17 protein-coding genes are annotated in these 17483 nt (G+C 57.9%); 5 read left to right on the top strand and 12 right to left on the bottom strand.

The genetic code is table 11. The features are described from left to right. Position 1 precedes the first annotated feature (1 nt). The 4 genes from WA411_RS09220 to WA411_RS09205 all read right to left on the bottom strand — a co-directional run bounded on the left by WA411_RS09220 (position 2) and on the right by WA411_RS09205 (position 4252). Positions 2 to 2080 (bottom strand): TonB-dependent receptor family protein, encoded by a 2079-nt coding sequence (locus WA411_RS09220; RefSeq protein WP_291906515.1) that lies wholly within the window; start codon positions 2078 to 2080, stop codon positions 2 to 4. A gap of 161 nt (positions 2081 to 2241) precedes the next feature. After that, positions 2242 to 2979 (bottom strand): LrgB family protein, encoded by a 738-nt coding sequence (locus WA411_RS09215; protein WP_209400948.1) that lies wholly within the window; start codon positions 2977 to 2979, stop codon positions 2242 to 2244. Continuing rightward, a complete protein-coding gene (locus tag WA411_RS09210) occupies positions 2972 to 3352 on the bottom strand; it encodes a CidA/LrgA family protein (protein ID WP_153633917.1) in 381 nt (126 codons plus the stop codon). Before WA411_RS09210 ends, WA411_RS09215 begins: the two co-directional genes overlap by 8 nt. A gap of 15 nt (positions 3353 to 3367) precedes the next feature. Then, a complete protein-coding gene (locus tag WA411_RS09205; RefSeq protein WP_291906518.1) occupies positions 3368 to 4252 on the bottom strand; it encodes a bile acid:sodium symporter family protein in 885 nt (294 codons plus the stop codon). A gap of 216 nt (positions 4253 to 4468) precedes the next feature. On the opposite strand from WA411_RS09205, the gene WA411_RS09200 reads away from it, so the two are divergent. Further along, entirely contained in the window at positions 4469 to 5938 is a 1470-nt protein-coding gene (locus tag WA411_RS09200; RefSeq protein WP_291906519.1) for a WS/DGAT/MGAT family O-acyltransferase, read from the top strand. Between the two features lie 12 nt (positions 5939 to 5950). Here the strand turns inward: WA411_RS09200 and WA411_RS09195 are convergent, their stop codons facing one another. Further along, positions 5951 to 6577, bottom strand: a complete 627-nt coding sequence (locus WA411_RS09195) for a TetR family transcriptional regulator (RefSeq protein ID WP_291906522.1) — start codon at positions 6575 to 6577, stop codon at positions 5951 to 5953. A gap of 196 nt (positions 6578 to 6773) precedes the next feature. On the opposite strand from WA411_RS09195, the gene WA411_RS09190 reads away from it, so the two are divergent. Both WA411_RS09190 and WA411_RS09185 read left to right on the top strand, forming a co-directional pair. Beyond that, positions 6774 to 7877, top strand: coding sequence for a ferredoxin reductase (locus WA411_RS09190; RefSeq protein ID WP_291906524.1), 1104 nt, complete (start codon positions 6774 to 6776; stop codon positions 7875 to 7877). 53 nt (positions 7878 to 7930) lie between these two features. Beyond that, complete coding sequence (locus WA411_RS09185; protein WP_291906526.1) at positions 7931 to 9004, top strand: fatty acid desaturase family protein; 1074 nt, start codon at positions 7931 to 7933, stop codon at positions 9002 to 9004. 41 nt (positions 9005 to 9045) lie between these two features. Here the strand turns inward: WA411_RS09185 and WA411_RS09180 are convergent, their stop codons facing one another. From WA411_RS09180 to WA411_RS09170, 3 genes are read right to left on the bottom strand one after another with little or no spacing between them, the layout of a single operon-like run. After that, on the bottom strand, positions 9046 to 9483 hold the full coding sequence (locus WA411_RS09180) for an RrF2 family transcriptional regulator (RefSeq protein WP_069184461.1): 438 nt from the start codon (positions 9481 to 9483) through the stop codon (positions 9046 to 9048). A 28-nt stretch (positions 9484 to 9511) separates the two neighbouring features. After that, positions 9512 to 9880, bottom strand: a complete 369-nt coding sequence (locus tag WA411_RS09175; protein WP_069184462.1) for a YbaN family protein — start codon at positions 9878 to 9880, stop codon at positions 9512 to 9514. Between the two features lie 47 nt (positions 9881 to 9927). After that, complete coding sequence (locus tag WA411_RS09170; protein ID WP_069184463.1) at positions 9928 to 10152, bottom strand: hypothetical protein; 225 nt, start codon at positions 10150 to 10152, stop codon at positions 9928 to 9930. A gap of 262 nt (positions 10153 to 10414) precedes the next feature. Between WA411_RS09170 and WA411_RS09165 the strand changes: the two genes are divergently transcribed. Together WA411_RS09165 and moaA are read left to right on the top strand one after the other, a co-directional pair. Beyond that, complete coding sequence (locus WA411_RS09165) at positions 10415 to 12706, top strand: nitric-oxide reductase large subunit (RefSeq protein ID WP_291906531.1); 2292 nt, start codon at positions 10415 to 10417, stop codon at positions 12704 to 12706. 145 nt (positions 12707 to 12851) lie between these two features. Continuing rightward, on the top strand, positions 12852 to 13844 hold the full coding sequence (gene moaA, locus WA411_RS09160; RefSeq protein WP_136629304.1) for a GTP 3',8-cyclase MoaA: 993 nt from the start codon (positions 12852 to 12854) through the stop codon (positions 13842 to 13844). Between the two features lie 57 nt (positions 13845 to 13901). Here the strand turns inward: moaA and WA411_RS09155 are convergent, their stop codons facing one another. From WA411_RS09155 to WA411_RS09140, 4 genes are read right to left on the bottom strand one after another with little or no spacing between them, the layout of a single operon-like run. Further along, complete coding sequence (locus tag WA411_RS09155) at positions 13902 to 14438, bottom strand: nitrous oxide reductase accessory protein NosL (protein ID WP_291906534.1); 537 nt, start codon at positions 14436 to 14438, stop codon at positions 13902 to 13904. Positions 14439 to 14452: 14 nt separating this feature from the next. Next, on the bottom strand, positions 14453 to 15283 hold the full coding sequence (locus tag WA411_RS09150) for an ABC transporter permease (protein ID WP_209400285.1): 831 nt from the start codon (positions 15281 to 15283) through the stop codon (positions 14453 to 14455). Next, complete coding sequence (locus WA411_RS09145; RefSeq protein WP_291906536.1) at positions 15280 to 16212, bottom strand: ABC transporter ATP-binding protein; 933 nt, start codon at positions 16210 to 16212, stop codon at positions 15280 to 15282. The genes WA411_RS09150 and WA411_RS09145 overlap by 4 nt, the downstream gene beginning before the upstream one ends. Next, the gene (locus WA411_RS09140; protein WP_291906538.1) at positions 16209 to 17477 is read right to left on the bottom strand and encodes a nitrous oxide reductase family maturation protein NosD; all 1269 of its coding nucleotides are present in this window, start codon (positions 17475 to 17477) and stop codon (positions 16209 to 16211) included. Before WA411_RS09140 ends, WA411_RS09145 begins: the two co-directional genes overlap by 4 nt. Between the last annotated feature and the right edge of the window lie 6 nt (positions 17478 to 17483).

Below are 17483 nucleotides of genomic sequence, written 5' to 3'. Positions count from 1 at the left end.
CTCAGAATACCCATTCCAGGCCTGCATAAAAAGTTCTTCCGGGACCGGGCTCGAAATAGCCCCGATCTTCCACCGGACGGTTCGCATTGGCGTTTATCCGCACGTTACTGAAATAGTCCTGATCCAGCAGATTGCGGATACCGGCATACAGGTTCAGGCTCTGATCCGCTATCCGGACTGAATCGCCGGCACGCAGACCAGCCAGCCAGTAATCACTGACCAGGGTCTGGTTGCTGTTCTCGGCGAAGAATTCGCCCACATACTGCCACTCGAGGGCCGCAAAACGGCCGCCTGTTCCGCGCCACTCCAGTTCGTTCACCCAGAGCTGCTCGGGCAGACCGGGAATGGCATTGCCGCTGGCATCGTTGCCCTGCTCATCGGCAAAGTCCCGTAATTCGTAATCCGCCAGGGTCAGCGCGCTGGTTACTCGCCATGCGTAGGAAAGCTCCCAGGCCAGTCCCAGTTCGAAGCCATTGCGACGGGTTTCACCGGCGTTTTCATAGAAGGTCTGATCGCCCACGTTGAAGGGCAGGATCTCGTCCTCCACCCGAATGGAAAACAGCGCCATATCATAGCTCAACCCCGCGCCCAACAAACCACGCATACCCAACTCGCGATTCAGCGCCTGCTGCGGCTCCAGTTCGGGATTGAAACCACCGCCGTTGGGGTTGGCAAACTCGGTGAAGGTGGGGGACTCGAAAGCGGTACCCAGGGTGGCGTATACCTGGTGCCTCGGTGCCAGTTTGTAGCTGATTCCGGCAACACCACTGTACTCCCGGAAGGTCCGGTTGCCCGAATCATCGCTACCGTCCTGCAGCCATTCGTCGTCTATCGCCATATGCAGCCGGTCGAACCGCACGCCCAGGGAGATGTTGAGTACGTCGCTCAGCGCCAGATCGCCCTGGCCAAACACGGCGACATTGGTGGCGCTCTGGTTTTCCGCCTGGGTCTGGCCGGTGATATCACCATCGATCGACACGGAATAACGGCGCCGATCATCGGACTGATGGTGTACATCAAGGCCGGTGACCCAGACCAGAGGCAATCCGGCCAGCATCGATTCCTGCTGGTACTGGGAACTGATGCCGTAAAAATGCCGGTCGTAGGCTATCCGGCTGCTTCCGGGAAACGGCAGTTGCTGCGCGAAATCCCGGTGGGTGTAGAAGGTATCGAGGGTGAGCTGGCCGGGCAGCACGAGGGAATCCTCCCATCTTACACCCAGGGTCTGCTGGTTCACGGTCTGGCTACTATCCAGCCTTTTGGCAAGCGCGGTGGCCTGTTCCGGATCCTCTTCGGCCTGGGGCAGGGTAAGCCCGCCGGGGTCTTCGGATTTCGGGTTATGCAGCGCGTTGAACGTTGCGGTCAGACGCCTTCCGGACTCCAGATCCCGCGCGACACGGGCGTTGAACAGCGCCTTTTCCGCCTCACTCTGCTCCCGGTGGCCATCGAATGTCAGCCACGAAAGCGTTGCTATGCCGCTGGTATCGCCATCCACGCCGTTGCCCTGTATGGCAGCCTTGCGATAGTCGTCACTGCCGCCATCCAGCCGCAGACGGCCGCCCGCCGGGAGTTCGTCGCCTAGCGCGGTCGAAATATCGATGACACCGCCGGCAGCGTTTCCGTACTGTACCGAAGCCGGCCCCCGAATAACCTCGATGCGCTGGGCCGAATCCAGATCAATGGCATCAATCTGCGACTGGCCGTCCGGCAGCGTGTAGGGGATGCCGTCCACCTGGATCCGGATACCCCGAATACCGAAAGGCGCCCTGGCCCCGAACCCGCGAGTGGACAGCCGGAGGTTCTGGGCAAAGTTGTAGCGGTTCTGGAAGAACAGGCCGGGGACGGTATCGAGGGATTCGTCCAGCTGCAGGCGCTGCTGTCCCTCACGGATGCCCGGAGCGTTGACCACGGAGACCGCTGCGGGCGTTTCATACAGGTCCCGCACCAGCCTCGGTGACGTAACCTCCAGAACCAACTCTTCCTCTCCCTGGCCTGCAGGTGGTTGGGCCGTCACAACAGGGGAGACTGAAAAGCAGATGGGAACCAGTGCCAGAGTTGCAAGGTAATTATTCTTGTTCAAAGGGCCTCCAGGGGACTCGTTATCAAGAACTTCTCCTGACAACGGGTACGCCAGCAATCGGAAAATGGTGTCATCCCATTCAATCCGGCGGAAAGCCAGTTTTAAATAATCATTTCATCTGTTTTTTATAGGACTTTGGTTGCAGGTACAAGGCGGCGAAATCAGGCGGGGATCCACGCTTCAAGCAGATCAACCAGCCAGGGCACCAGCAAAGCCGTTGCGAACGCCGAAAGTGCCATCGCCAGACCTGAGAAAGCCCCCATCTGCGAGCTTACCTGAAACGCCCGGGCGGTTCCGATACCGTGGGCTGCAACACCCATGGCGATGCCTTTGGCGGTGTCATCCCTAACCCGGATCCACTCGAAGAGTTTTGTGCCCAGAACGGCGCCGGTGATGCCCGTTATCACGACCAGGACGGCCGTCAGAGACGGGAGCCCGCCAATTTTTTCAGAGATACCCATGGCTACCGGTGCCGTTGCCGATTTCGGGGCCAGGGACATCTGGATCTCCGTAGACCCTCCGAGAACGCGGGCCAGACCAATGGAACTGCCGGCAGCGATGACGACGCCGCAGAGGAGCGAAATCGTCACGGGCAGCCAGAGCTGTCGCAACCGGGAAAACTGCTGGTACAGGGGAACAGCCAACGCCACCGTCGCCGGACCCAGCAGAAAGTGAACAAACTGCCCGCCTTCAAAATAATCACTGTAAGACGTGCCAGTGGCCAGCAACAGGATGATGAGCATGGCGACGGACGTGACGACCGGATTGGCGAGGGGATTGGAGTTGGTTTTCAGGTACAGCCGGTAGGCCAGACCATAGGCCACCAGGGTGATGGTCAGCCCAAGCAGCGGCGATGTGGAAAGGTAGACCCAGATGTCTTTCAGCCCCGGCTCAGTCATCATCTGCCTCCTTTTCCGAAACGGGCGACGCAAACCAGCGCGTGGTTACCTGCATGATCAGGGCCGTGGCAACCATGGTTATGACCGTACTCAGCAGCAGCGCGAGGGTTATTGGAATCCACTCGTCGGCGATGCGGCCGAAATGCGCCATCATTCCCACACCGGCCGGAACGAAAAGAAGCGAAAGATGGCTCAGCAAGGCGGTAGACGCCTGGTCAACGGACTCCGGGGCTTTGCCCCGGATCATCAGGGTAATGAACAGCATCACCATACCCAGCACCGGCCCTGGAATGGGCAGCCCCAGCAATCGAACCGTGATCTCACCCACCAGCTGATACACCAGTAGCAGGGTAATGCCGTTCAGGAACTGCATGACGCAGGACTCCAGTCAGGGTTTGCTTTGTAAGGTCGAAATGGGAATGATACTCCGGCCATACATGGCCAGGACAAAACCGATCGGGAACATCAGCACTCCGTATACCGCTGCCGGAATGGCCATGGCGCTGGACTCCAGCAGGGTCAGGGTAACCATCAGGGCAATGGTGCCGTTCTTCACACCCAGCTCCACCGCCACCGCAAGCGATTCTCTCTGGGTCAGCCCCGTCATACGACCCGCAGCAAGGCCCAGCCCGATACCGGCCACATTCAACAGAATAGTAGCCGGCCCTGCCTGCTTCAAAAGCTCCCAGATCTGGTCACGAACCCCGTACACCAGGGCCACAATCAGGACGGCCAGCACAATACCGCCGAAGATGCTAACGATGCTTTCTGCCTTGCGGGCAACCTCAGGGTTGCGGGTACGAACCACCATTCCAATGGCTACCGGGAAGAGCACGATACCAACCAGCATGCCGATGGTTTTCCACACCGGTAGCACAATGTCTTCCTCGGTTCCCATGTAATGCTGAAGGGCAATGTTGGTGAACAGCGGCAGGGTCAGGATGGTGATCAGACTGGCACTGACCGTCAGCACAATAGACAGTGCAATATTACCCCGTGAGAGCAGCACAAACAGATTCGAGGTCGTGCCCCCGGGGCAGGCGGCAATAATCACCAGCCCAACGGCGATGGCCGGTGGAACCGTCAGCAATGTGGCCAGCATGAAAGCAATGAGGGGCATGACCAGAATCTGGGCAACGGTGCCGACGATCATCCCTTTCGGATACACCGCTACCTGGCGGAAGTCACGTATCGTCAGGGTCATGCCGATACCGATCATGATAATAAACAGAGCAATCGGCAGTCCTGCCGAGATAAGCGGGCTGGATTCCACAACGCCTCCGGATGTTTTTGTTTTTACTGCAACCAACCGATGAAAAGTAGCACACACTGTGCCCTTTCGGGAGCTTTCAACGGCAACAGCGTGTAACGGTTAAACGCTGCAAAACCGGGGAACTTTATGACCTAAAGCATCGTGTCATGAAGCAGTTGCACGTATACTTGCATCAGACAATTAAAATACCTGGACACTGGTGGAGACACACAAGGAATGAAACGCCTGGGAACCCTGGATGCCTCTTGGCTGGCCGTAGAATCTGAAGACACCCCCATGCACGTGGGCAACCTGCAGATTTTTTCGCTACCGGAGGGCGCCCCTGACACTTTTCTGCGGGACATGGTGACCCGTATGAAGGAGACCGGCGATGTAGCGCCTCCCTGGGGTTACAAGCTTGCCTGGTCCGGATTGCTGGGCCGGGTTCTGGCGCCGGCATGGAAAGTCGACAAGAAAATCGATCTGGATTATCACGTTCGCCATTCCGCCCTGCCGCGCCCGGGCGGTGAGCGGGAACTGGGTATCCTGGTATCGCGCCTGCACTCCAATCCCCTGGATTTCGCCCGCCCGCTGTGGGAATGCCACGTTATTGAGGGTCTTGAGAACAACCGGTTTGCGCTCTACACCAAGATGCATCATTCCATGATCGATGGCATAAGTGGTATGCGCCTGATGCAACGGGTACTGACCACTGACCCCGACAAACGGGATATGCCGCCCCCCTGGTCGGTACGTCCGGAGCGTCGCCGCGGCAGCAAATCCGACTCCGAGGCCAGCGTGCCCGGCGCGGTTTCACAGGCCATGGAAGCCCTGAAGCTGCAGGCGGATATGGCGCCACGCCTGTGGCAGGCGGGCAACCGGCTGGTGCATTCGGTGCGTCATCCCGAAGACGGCCTCACCGCGCCATTTACCGGGCCCGTTTCCAAGATCAATCACCGGGTCACCGGGCAGCGCCGGTTCGCCACCCAGCATTACCAGCTTGACCGCATCAAGGAGCTTGCCCACATCTCCGGCGGCTCCCTGAACGACATTGTTCTGTACCTCTGCGGTACCGCCCTCCGACGTTTTCTGGTCGAGCAGGACGAGCTGCCAGACATTCCGCTGACCGCCGGTATCCCGGTGAACATTCGCCCCTCCGATGACCAGGGCACAGGCACGCAGATCAGTTTCATGATCGCATCCCTGGCGACCGACGAGGCGGATCCATTAACGCGGCTGCAGAACATCAAGACATCCACCCGCAGGGCCAAAGAGCACCTGCAAAAGCTGCCCAAAAGCGCCCTGACCCAATACACCATGCTGTTGATGTCACCCTACATCCTGCAATTGATGTCGGGCCTCGGCGGGCGGATGCGACCGGTGTTCAATGTCACGATTTCCAATGTGCCGGGCCCCCAGAGGACCCTCTACTACGAGGGCGCGAAACTGGAAGCCATGTACCCGGTGTCCCTGATCGCACACGGCGGTGCGTTGAACATCACCTGCCTTAGTTATGACGGATCACTGAACTTCGGCTACACCGGCTGCAGGGACACACTGCCAAGCATGCAGAGACTGGCGGTTTACACCGGTGAGGCGCTGGACGAACTGGAAAGCCTGATTCTGCCGCCAAAGGCCAAATCAGAAGCGGCGGCCAAGCCCAGGGCACCACGAAAGCCGGCGACAAAAAAGAGTAAAGCAGACTGATCGAACAGCCAGTCAGCCCGTACTTTGCCAGTGGGCAGCGCCCACGAAAATCAGTTGAAGGAAGCGGGTTGTCCGCTTCCGGATCTGTTCAATCTGATAGTCATCATCGGCTGAAACGCCGAGCAGATCGGTCAGGCTGAAGGCCACACTGCGCACTACCAGATCACAGGTCATGTCCAAATCCTGGTCGGTAAGGTGATTCACCAGCCTCAGCCTGCGCAGGTCGTTGGCAAGCTCACTGGCAAAGAAACGCATCTCGCTCCGGATACCTTCCTGAACCGCCCTGCTTTCACCGGCCAGCCCTTGAGCCATAAACAGGAAAAAGCTCCGGTTCGCCTGGGCGTGACTGATAAAAATGGCCACCGACTCTTCAATCAGTTTATCCGCCTGCGACACGTTTGCCCTGGCCTCTCGCATCATCCTGCGCAACACCAGTCCCAGCTCATCCACGAGCTGAAGCCCCAGATCGTCCATATTGCGGAAATGCCGGTAAAACGAGGTTGGCACCACACCCGCCTGACGGGTCACTTCCCGGATACCAAGACTGGCGAAATGCCGCCCCTTGCCGACCAGCGTTAACGCCGCGCTCATCAGTTTTTCGCGGGTTTCGCCGGGCTTTCTGCGTTGTTTTTCCGCCATCTTTTGTCAGTACCGCCTGCCGTCAACGAATGGTTCACAAGTGTACACATCCGAAAAAATAAAAGTACATAATGCTTGTCATTTCGAGCCATTACCAGCTGATCCATTGTGACTTTAACGCTCCGTGTGTACAGTCGTACACATTAGTGAACACTTGTACACATGGATAACGGAAAGCCTCAGGGAGGCACTCAGCATGTTAGCGAGAAACACCCAGCACAAAGCTCTGCAATGGCTTGGCAGACAGCTGTTCAACCGAAACGATCCAGAGGCATTTTTCGACCCTCTGCTTGAGCGCATCAATCCGATGTGGGTACAAGAGTACACACCGGCCCGAGTAGAGCAGGTTCTCTCTGAAACCCATGACACCAAAACCCTGGTGCTGAAACCGGCCCGACGCTGGTCCGGCTTCAGTGCCGGCCAACATGTGAACATCTGCGTTGAAGTGGATGGAGTCCGCCGCAACCGCACATTCAGCCTCTCGAGTTCTCCCCTGCTCTGGCGCGAACAGGGGCTGGTCACCCTGACCATCAAACGCCTTCCGGGCGGCCTGGTGACCAACTGGCTGCATGATCACCTGCAAACTGGTGCGGTAATCGGTATGGGCGAGGCTTTTGGCGACTTCCTGATACCAGAACCTGCCCGGCCGGTCCTGTTCATTGCTGGCGGCAGCGGCATTACGCCAGTCCTGAGCCAGCTTGAGACCATGGCGGCACAGGATTATCGGGCACCGGTGACATTGCTTTATTTCGTTCGAACCCGTGAAGACGTCATCGCCCGGGAAAAACTGCGGGCACTGGAGGCACGCTATAGCGCACTGACGCTGAATATCATTGCCACCAACGAGTCAGAAGAACCCCGCTACCTGCGTGACCGGGATCTGGAAGCGGTGCCGGGCATCAAGGCACGGCAGGTCTATCTGTGCGGACCGAAGGGGCTCATGGATCTGGCCCGGGACCTTCTGTACCGGAGGGGTATTGCTGACTCGGATATCCACAGCACCTTTTTCTCGGTGCCAACGGCGGATCTGGACAGAGCAACGCTTGGTGGCGAGGTTCAGTTTGAAACCAGTCAACTGGAAGTCGGATCCGAGGGCGATGCCACCTTGCTGGAGATCGCCGAGGCCGCAGGCCTGACTCCGCGCCACGGCTGCCGTATGGGCATATGCCACCAATGCAGTTGCCGGAAAACCACGGGCACCGTCATCAACCGCCTGACCGGCCAGGCCTCCGGCCCCGGCGAGGAAAACGTTCAGCTTTGCATCTCCGTACCCCGGGGCCCGGTGTCACTCGACCTTTAAGCCTATCACCCGATTTTATCGCGGAGCCTTGATGCACCGCAGGGAGTATCACCATGAAAAAGATGACCGAAGCGCAACTCGCAGAGCTTGAAACCGATCTGAACGCGATCCGGGACGAGGTTCTCGCAGACCTCGGCGACCGGGACGCGAGCTATATCCGGCGGATGCTCCGCCTGCACCGAAGTCTCGAAGCCGGCGGCCGGCTCATGATGCCGTTTGGCTTTATACCGCCTGTATTCGTTGCCGCGACGGTGACCCTGGGCGTTGCCAAGATCCTGGAGAACATGGAAATCGGCCACAACGTAATGCACGGCCAGTATGACTGGATGAATGACCCGAGCCTCCACTCCCAGACCTACGAGTGGGACACGGTGTGTACATCAGATTCCTGGCGTCGCACCCACAACTACGAGCATCACACCTACACCAACATCATCGGCAAGGACCGTGACTACGGCTACGCCGTGCTGCGACTCACGGATGAGGAGCCCTGGAAACCCTGGCACGCACTTCAGTTCATTAATTACATCCTGCTGAGTGTGTTTTTTCAGTGGGGCGTGGGGCTGCACGAACTCGAAACCGAGAAACTTCGCAGCCGGGAAATCAGCTGGCGTGAAAAGCTTCCGTTTCTCAAAGAGTTTGCTCGTAAGGGTGGCCGGCAGGCGTTCAAGGACTACGTCTTCTTCCCGCTGCTCACGTTTCCGGTGGCCCCGATTGTTCTGGCGGGGAACGTGGGCGCAAATCTGATCCGTAATCTCTGGTCGTCCACGGTAATTTTCTGCGGCCACTTTACGCAGGATGCGGAAACCTTCACGGAAGAGGAGTGCGAGGGTGAAAGCAAGGGCCACTGGTACCTGCGCCAGCTAACAGGGTCCTCAAACTTTACCGGGGGCCGCTGGCTGCACGTTCTGAGCGGGCACTTGAGCTACCAGGTGGAGCACCACGTATTCCCGGACCTGCCCGCCCACCGGTATCCGGAAATTTCCGGGAAGGTTCAGGCTGTGTGTCAAAAGTACGGCATTCACTACAACACGGGTCGCTTTGCGAAGCAGTACGGCACGGTGTTGAAGCGGATACTCCGGCACTCACTGCCTGAAAAGGTGACCGGAATGGCCAGAGCGGCTTGAGCAGGCCCGACCGGCCAGTCGCTTAGATGCGGCTGGCCGGATCAGGCTATCTGAAGCAATCTCAAAAGCTGGGGTCTGTGCTGATCCTGGATAACGTCGGCCAGAGTGTATTTGTCGAGCACTTCCAGAAAAGCCTTCAGAGCTTCACCAAACATCGATTTCAGACCACAAACCGGCGTTATCTTGCAGGCATTCTTGGAGGAAAAGCACTCCACGATGCTCAGATCCTGTTCGGTTTCCCGAACCAGAATACCGATACTGATGTCAGAAGGGGAACGGTGCAGGCGCATGCCTCCTTTCTTGCCCCGGATGGTTTCAATGTATCCCTTCTTGTTCAACTGATGCACCACCTTCATAAGGTGGTTCTTGGAAATGTCGTAGCTGTCGGCGATTTCCTGAATGGTGGCCAGACGATCACCCTGAACTGCCAGATATATCAGTACTCGAAGTGAATAATCCGTGTAGCGGGTGATGTGCATTCAATACTCCAGTTATTGTCACAATCGTTCAGTAAGAAGGTCGGGTTAACAGATAGCAGGCTGTGCCACACAGAAATACGCCAGAGATACCCAGCACCACTCCGGACGCCCCAAGCGCAAACAGCATTCCCCAACTCAGCGCCATCATGCTGCAGGCCAGCACCTTCGCCCGTGCCGGCACGGCTCTGCGTGTGCGCCACTGATCAATGGCCGGACCAAACCTGGGGTGGTCTTCAAGCCACTTGGCAAAAGCCGGAGACCCCTTGCTGGCAAAAAATGCAGCCAACAGAACAAAAGGCGTCGTGGGCAACAGTGGAAGCACGACACCAGCGGCAGCAAGCGCAACAGACATATACGCAAGAATTCGGAATCCGGTTTTCCCAAAACGGTCGCCCATTGCTGGGTTCTCACCAAGGTTGATAACTGCATCTATTCTACCGGGATTCAATGAACAGGTCTGCCCAAACGGCTCAGAAAAACCAGACGCGCCACATAGGCCACCTTGACACCAACTGCAAAAACCAGGGTTCCGATGTGCGCGGCAATTTGCACAGAGAGCAACAGCGCGTCCGCAAGCGGGTAGGCAAGCAGAATCGTAGCCAGCAAACCGAAGACGGACAGTCCGAGAGCACCGTTTGCTGCGAACAGCCATTTTTCGTAGTCAGCCATGACAAACCTCTTTAACATTTACTATAAATACATGTTAATGATATGGCCACTTCCTCAGAAAATCAAACCGGAGAGGTTCACCTGCTCTTCTCAGGAGCTCTACGGGCAATACCTCATCGGATATACCCATAAATTAAATTTGACACCTGAAATACACCTAATCAAAATTCCTCCATAAAGATTTATTTTGAATGAATGTTAAAGAGGAGAAGTTTCATGAAGTTCAAAGAAGCCTACACAAGCCGACTGGAGGGAGCGCACCATGGCTAAATATCGCCGCCTGTGGTTTTTGCTGATCGGAATCCTGGCAGTAACTTTCACGCTACTGGGGTATTTCGGTGCAGAGGTGTATCGCGAAGCACCGCCAATTCCGGAGCGGGTTGTATCCGCCGATGGCGACACCCTGATGACCGGGGAAAGTATTCTTGATGGCCAGACAGCCTGGCAGTCCGTCGGGGGTATGCAGCTTGGCTCAATCTGGGGTCACGGCGCCTACCAGGCACCGGACTGGACGGCCGACTGGCTGCACCGGGAACTGGAGACCTGGCTGGAAATCGCTGCCCAGGAAGAGTACGGACAGGACTGGCACAGCCTCAGCGGGCAACAGCAACACGCTCTGCAGTACGACCTGAAAACCGAGTACCGCACCAACACCTACGACGCCGCAACCAGCACCCTGCACCTTTCCGAGCGCAGGGTCGAGGCCATTGCCGAAACCGCCGACTACTACAGCCGCCTATTCAGCGACGCGCCGGAACTACAGTCTACCCGCGAAAACTACGCCATGAAGGAAAACACCCTGCCCAGCGCCGAGCGTCGTGAGCGGATGACCGAGTTTTTCTTCTGGACCGCCTGGGCCGCCGCTACCGAGCGCCCGGAGAGTGACGTTACCTACACCAACAACTGGCCCCACGAGCCGCTGATCGACAACCGGCCAAGCGGTGAGAACGTTGTCTGGTCGTTGATCAGCGTGGTTCTTCTTATTGCCGGTGTCGGTGGCCTGATCTGGGCCTGGGCCTTTCTTCGCAAAGAGGACGAGGAGCCTGAGGCGCCAGTCCAGGACCCGCTGACTGCCGTTGGCCTCACGCCCTCCCAGAAGGCACTGGGCAAGTATCTGTTGCTGGTGGTTGGCCTGTTCACCTTCCAGGTAATGCTGGGTGGCTTTACCGCCCACTACACGGTGGAAGGTCAGGGCTTCTACGGCATTGAAACGTCCGAGTGGTTCCCCTACTCCCTGATGCGCACCTGGCACATTCAGTCGGCCATGTTCTGGATTGCCACCGGCTTCCTCGCTGCCGGCCTGTTCCTCGCCCCCATTATCAACGGCGGCAAGGATCCCAAATTCCAGAAACTGGGTGTCGATGTGTTGTTCTGGGCACTGGTGGCTGTGGTTGCCGGTTCATTTATTGGCAACTTCCTCGCCATCAACCAGATCATGCCGGCCAACCTCAGCTTCATGCTGGGCCACCAGGGGTACGAGTATGTCGACCTCGGCCGCCTCTGGCAGATCGGCAAGTTCCTGGGCATCGTGTTCTGGCTGTTGCTGATGCTGCGCGGTATTGTGCCCGCCCTGCGCCAACCTGGTGACAAAAATCTGCTTGCCCTGTTGACTGCGTCGGTCGTAGCCATCGGCCTGTTCTATGGCGCCGGATTCTTCTACGGCGAGCGTACCCATATCTCGATCATGGAGTACTGGCGCTGGTGGATTGTCCACCTGTGGGTTGAAGGCTTCTTTGAAGTGTTCGCAACCGCGGCCCTGGCGTTCATTTTCTGCAGCATGGGCCTGGTATCCCGCACGGTGGCGACAGCTGCAAGCCTGGCTTCCGCCAGCCTGTTCATGCTCGGGGGTGTACCCGGCACCTTCCACCACCTGTACTTCTCCGGCACCACCACACCGGTCATGGCAGTGGGCGCCACCTTCAGTGCACTGGAAGTAGTACCGCTGGTGGTACTCGGCTACGAAGCCTGGGAAAACTGGCGCCTGAAATCCCGTGCCCCGTGGATGGAAAATATCCGCTGGCCGCTAACCTTCTTTGTGGCAGTTGCCTTCTGGAACATGCTGGGAGCCGGCGTGCTCGGGTTCATGATCAACCCGCCCATCGCGCTGTATTACATCCAGGGCCTGAACACCACGCCCACCCATGCCCACGCAGCCCTGTTCGGTGTCTACGGCTTCCTGGCCCTGGGCTTCGCACTGATGATCCTGCGATATATCCGCCCGCGCATCGTCTTTGACGAGCGGCTGATGAAAGTCGGCTTCTGGTGGCTGAACATTGGCCTGGTTCTGATGCTGTTCACCAGCCTGTTGCCGGTCGGGTTCATCCAGTTCATTGCCAGCGCCAGCGAAGGTCTCTGGTACGCACGCAGCGAAGCCTTCATGCAGAGCGATATCCTGCAGACCCTGCGCTGGGTAAGAACCATTGGCGACGTGGTCTTCATCGTCGGCGCCCTGGCCGTCACCTGGCAGGTGGTGAAAGGGGTCTTCTTCCCGGATCTCGAGCCGGTTGCCCTGGAAACCGATGAAAAGGGCGCTGCCAGCGAACTAAGCGCCTGATCAAACAAAGCATGGGCCAGGGACGGCCCACTCTGGAATACCTGATGGGAGGCTTACCTCCCGAGGGGTATCGGAATTGGTGATCTGATCTGTAATACTTGGTCTATAATCAGGTTAAAAAACAATCGGCAACAGGACCAACCCGATGCCCCAGAACAAGCTGACAGACCGTTTTGGCCGCACCGTCAACTACGTGCGTCTGTCCGTCACCGACCGTTGTGACTTCCGCTGCGTGTACTGCATGGCCGAGGACATGACTTTCCTGCCCCGCCAGCAGGTTCTGACGCTTGAGGAAATCGCCCGCGTTGCCCGCAACTTTGTTGATCTGGGTACCGAGAAAATACGCCTGACCGGCGGCGAGCCTCTGGTACGCAAGGATATTCTGGAACTGGTCAAGGAAATCGGCACCTACGGGCTGCGCGATTTCGCCATGACCACCAATGGCAGCCAGCTACCCACCATGGCCGAGCCCCTGCGCAAGGCCGGTATGCATCGCCTGAACATCAGCCTGGATTCTCTGGATGCGGAGAAATTCCACAACATTACCCGCACCGGCAAACTCTCCCAGGTTCTGGACGGCATTGATGCTGCCCGGGAGGCCGGCTTCCGCGGCATCAAGATTAATACCGTGGTGATGAAAGGCCGCAACGATGAAGAGGTCCCCGAGCTGGTCGAGTTCGCCCGGAAGAAGAACGTGGACATCACCTTTATCGAAGAAATGCCCCTGGGTGAGATTTCCGAACACGACCGGGGCCTGGCCCTGTGCACCAGTGAGGAAGTGCGGGACATCATCCGAAAGCACCACGAGCTGGTTCCCGCCACAGAGGATACCGGCGGTCCTGCCCGTTATTACCGCATGGAAGATAGCAAGACCCGGGTCGGTTTCATTTCACCCCATTCCCACAACTTCTGCTCCACCTGCAACCGGGTGCGGGTAACCGTCGAAGGGCGGCTGCTACTGTGCCTGGGCAACGAGCACTCGGTGGATCTGCGCAGGGTTCTGCGGGGCAATCCGGTGACCGATGACAAGCTGCGGGAGACCATCATCAATGCCATGGATCTGAAGCCTGAGCGGCATCACTTCTCCAGTAACGGGGATGTGCAGATTCTTCGGTTCATGAACATGACTGGCGGTTGAACAGCCAGCATAAAAAAGGGGCCAGATGAAGGTTTTCATCTGGCCCCTTTTTAGTTTCTAGTGGTCCATTCCATCCATGCTGTTCATATTCATTCCAGCATTCAGGTTCTTCATCGTTACCTCGCTGAACGCGAGCACCTCACCACCATGTGAATTGGCAAAATGATCTGCATCAGCCTGACTGGCAAACGATGCCAGTGTTGGACCCATGGCACCCTTTCGGCTGGAACCAACAACATAGAAGGCGTCTCGGGCGTCGATCAGGGCGGTATCGTCCGGGCTTGCCCACTCGGTTTCAGCCATGTCGTGTACGTACAGGGTATGATTGCGGTTAACGTTCTCTGGCTGGAGCGCCCACGCGAACATGTCCCGGGTGGAGCAGAATTTGCGCACATGCTGGTCCTTTTCGGTGATCGCCTCTCCCTTGGGACCGGGGAAGTTGGTAATGACCATGCCGCAAACGTGGCACTCGTCGCCGGTTGCGAAATTGACCGGGGCGACTTTGGCAGTCGTTTGTTCTTCGCTACCTGAACAAGCGGTCAATGCGAAGGCTGTCAGGGCGACCAGGAGCCAGTTGGGTTTACTTCTGTTCATCGGGATAACTCCGTTCAGATACGGCGGTTTCGGAAAAGTAACAGAGCGCCTGCCAGCGGGATGGCAAACCACAACACCAAACCAATCCACAGGCCGGCGGCGCCGACGGGCAGATCGGCGCCAAGGCTGAGCACGCCACTGAGCTGGGCGCTGTCGCCAAAGGCAACGATATTGAGCAGGCGGTAGATATCCGTGGGATTGAGCATCAAGAGCCAGGGCAGCAGTTCCGCGCTGAACTGGCCTTCGCTGGCCACCAGGGTACCCAGCAGCATCAGGTCGAAGATCAGCACGAAGAAGAACCAGATCGCCAGGGCCAGGCCGGCGGCGATGGGCTTTTCGCTGACCCGGACACTGATCACATAGGCAAGGGCAATAAAGCCCCACCCCAATAGCACGGTAGAGCCGATGAAGCGCAGCATGGCTGCCGCGAGACTGGCGATGGCCACGTCTTCGACCAATACGGCAATGGCCACGCCCGCTACGCCGAAACCAATTACGGTGGCCAGCGCGAGGGTCAGACCATGGCCTAGAAACTTGCCGAGCAGCAGTTGGCTCCGACTCAGTGGGTAGGTCAGCAGCAACAAAAGGGTTCCGCCCTCTTCTTCGCCCACGATGGCGTCGTACGCCAACAGCAATGCGATCAGTGGAATGAGGAAAATCCCAAGGCTCGCGAGGCTGGCAATGGTGGCCGGCGTGGAGGCATACCCCACCTGCCCCGACGCTGCGGCACCAAACCAGGCGATGCCCAAAGCCAGGGTCGCAAACACCAGGGAAATGGCCATCAACCAACGATTGCGCAGGCTATCGCTGAGTTCTTTTCGGGCAATGGTCCAGATACTGTTCACTGGCTGCCTCCACGGTGGGCCAGGCCACCCGAACCGATAAAGTGCACGTAGATGTCTTCCAGGCTGGGCTGATGAATGCTGATATCGGCCACTTCCCCCGAGGCCATTACGGCATTCAGCAGCGTCATCTTTTCCCTCGGCTGCACATCTACCTGCAGGCGCCCGCTGTCAGTCCTGAGGATCAGGCCACTGTTACTCGATGCCCTGTCAATTACCTTTTCCAGCGCCGAGATACTGTTCGCGGGATCCAGAGACAGGGTTACCGGCATATTGGCCTGCCGCCTCAACGCGGCCAGATCCCCGGCGGCCTTCAGCGCACCATTGGTAAGAATGGCGGCACGATCAATATAGGGCTCGACACCGGGCAGGACATGGGAACACAGCACGATGCCCGTGCCGCCATCACGCAAATCCCGTAGCAGCCGGTACAGGTCTGCCGTGGCGACCGGATCCAGTCCAACGGTAGGCTCATCCAGCATCAGCAGCTTGGGCTCGCCCAAAAGCGCCTGGGCCAGACCAAGACGCTGGCGCATGCCTTTCGAGTAGGTCTTGGTGCGGGCATTCATGGCATCGCCCAGGCCCACCTGCTCAAGCAGTCGGGGCACTTGCTGCAATGACGCACCTTTCAGCCGGGCAAAATGGGTAAGAATCTCCCGCCCGGTCAGCTGCGGATAAAACATCACATTCTCTGGCAGGTAACCGATATGCTGGCTCACCTGCGGATCTCCAGCGTGACCACCCAGCACGGAAACAGAGCCCTGATTGGGCGTCATCAAACCCAGGATCAGCTTGATGCAGGTTGTCTTTCCGGCCCCGTTGTGACCAAACAGTCCCAGGATCTCGCCCGGCTCCAGGCGCAGATCAATTCCGTGCAGCACCGGGCTCTTGTCGTACCGGTAACTCACATTTTCAAGGTGAAAACAGCTCATCGGATCTCCGGTTGAAGCTCTGCGGGCATCCGCATCAAGGGGTGGGAATCGGTGACACCGGCGGCCTTGACCACCGGAAACGCATCCTGCACCCAGCGCAGGGTATCCACCGCCGGGCTGAACATCAGAACCTTGGCTTCCGGGTATTTCCACAGCAGCCGGTCCACGTTGTCGTTGGGCTCATAGGGCACATCGCCAACGCCATCCTGATTCCGGTCCCAGCCCAGGTAATCACTCCAGAAATTGCCGCTGTTACCTTTCGACCACTCCTGGGTGCGGGTGGCCACATACTTGACCTGCCGCTGATTGTTCACGAACGCGTTGCCAAAAACCTCGTTGTCTTCCGAACCCGCCGTCAGATGAATGCCGATATTACTGTCAGCGAAAACATTGCCCTCAAAGGTGTTGTACAGGGAGTTATAGATAAACACCGCCTTGCCTTCGGCGCCCTCAATGGCAACACCAGCTGTCTGCCCCTGGGACACCCCCGTCACCACATTCCCCCGCAGCTCCGACTGGGTAATGAAATTCATCAGAATCCCGTAGTTCTCATCATTCACCGACCGGTTGTTGATCACCGTCAGACGCTTGCTCTGCATCAGCGCATAACCGGTTCGGGTGTTGCGGGTAACGTTGTTCTCAAGCAGATTATTCATCGAGTACATGTAATGAATGCCATAACGCAGATCCGCCATCTCATTGCCGCGGATCGTATTGTTATTCGCCGTCTCGATATAGATCGCATCCCGGGTCTGACGAATGTCATTACCCTCAATCAGTGCCCCCGTCGTGTTGAACAGATGAATCCCGTTACCCCGATCATTCGGACGCAGCGAGTCATCACCTCGAATCGTATTATTGCGAACCCTCACATCCGGCGTTGCATCCAGCCACACCCCAAAACCCGGCCCCTGCAACCGATTGCTCTCCACCACGGCACCACTCGCCTCCCGGGCGACAAAAATCCCCGCATCCAGCTCGTTCAGATTGCTGCCCCAGTTGCGAACGGCACAGCCGGAAAACGTCACCTCCTCGGCGACGATATCCACCGCATTGCCCTGCCCGCCCGGGTCAATCACTGTTTCTTCATGACAAGACACAGACACCCCGGGCACCCGGATTGCCAGAGACGAAATCTGCTCAGGGGGAAGCTCAAAGCTCGCACCCGGTTCCAGGGCATCAAGCTGTTCTTGCAGGTCCGCTTGCGCGGTCAGCGATAACAGAGCGACTGTCAGGGCCACTCCATAACGCAACTGTGGATACATCAATGT

The sequence above is a fragment of the Marinobacter sp. CH_CUG1437-1 genome (assembly GCF_037029655.1).
Lineage (GTDB): Bacteria > Pseudomonadota > Gammaproteobacteria > Pseudomonadales > Oleiphilaceae > Marinobacter > Marinobacter salsuginis.
The sequence above is the reverse complement of the archived record's forward strand: the minus strand, read 5'-3'. Positions and strand labels throughout refer to the sequence as shown.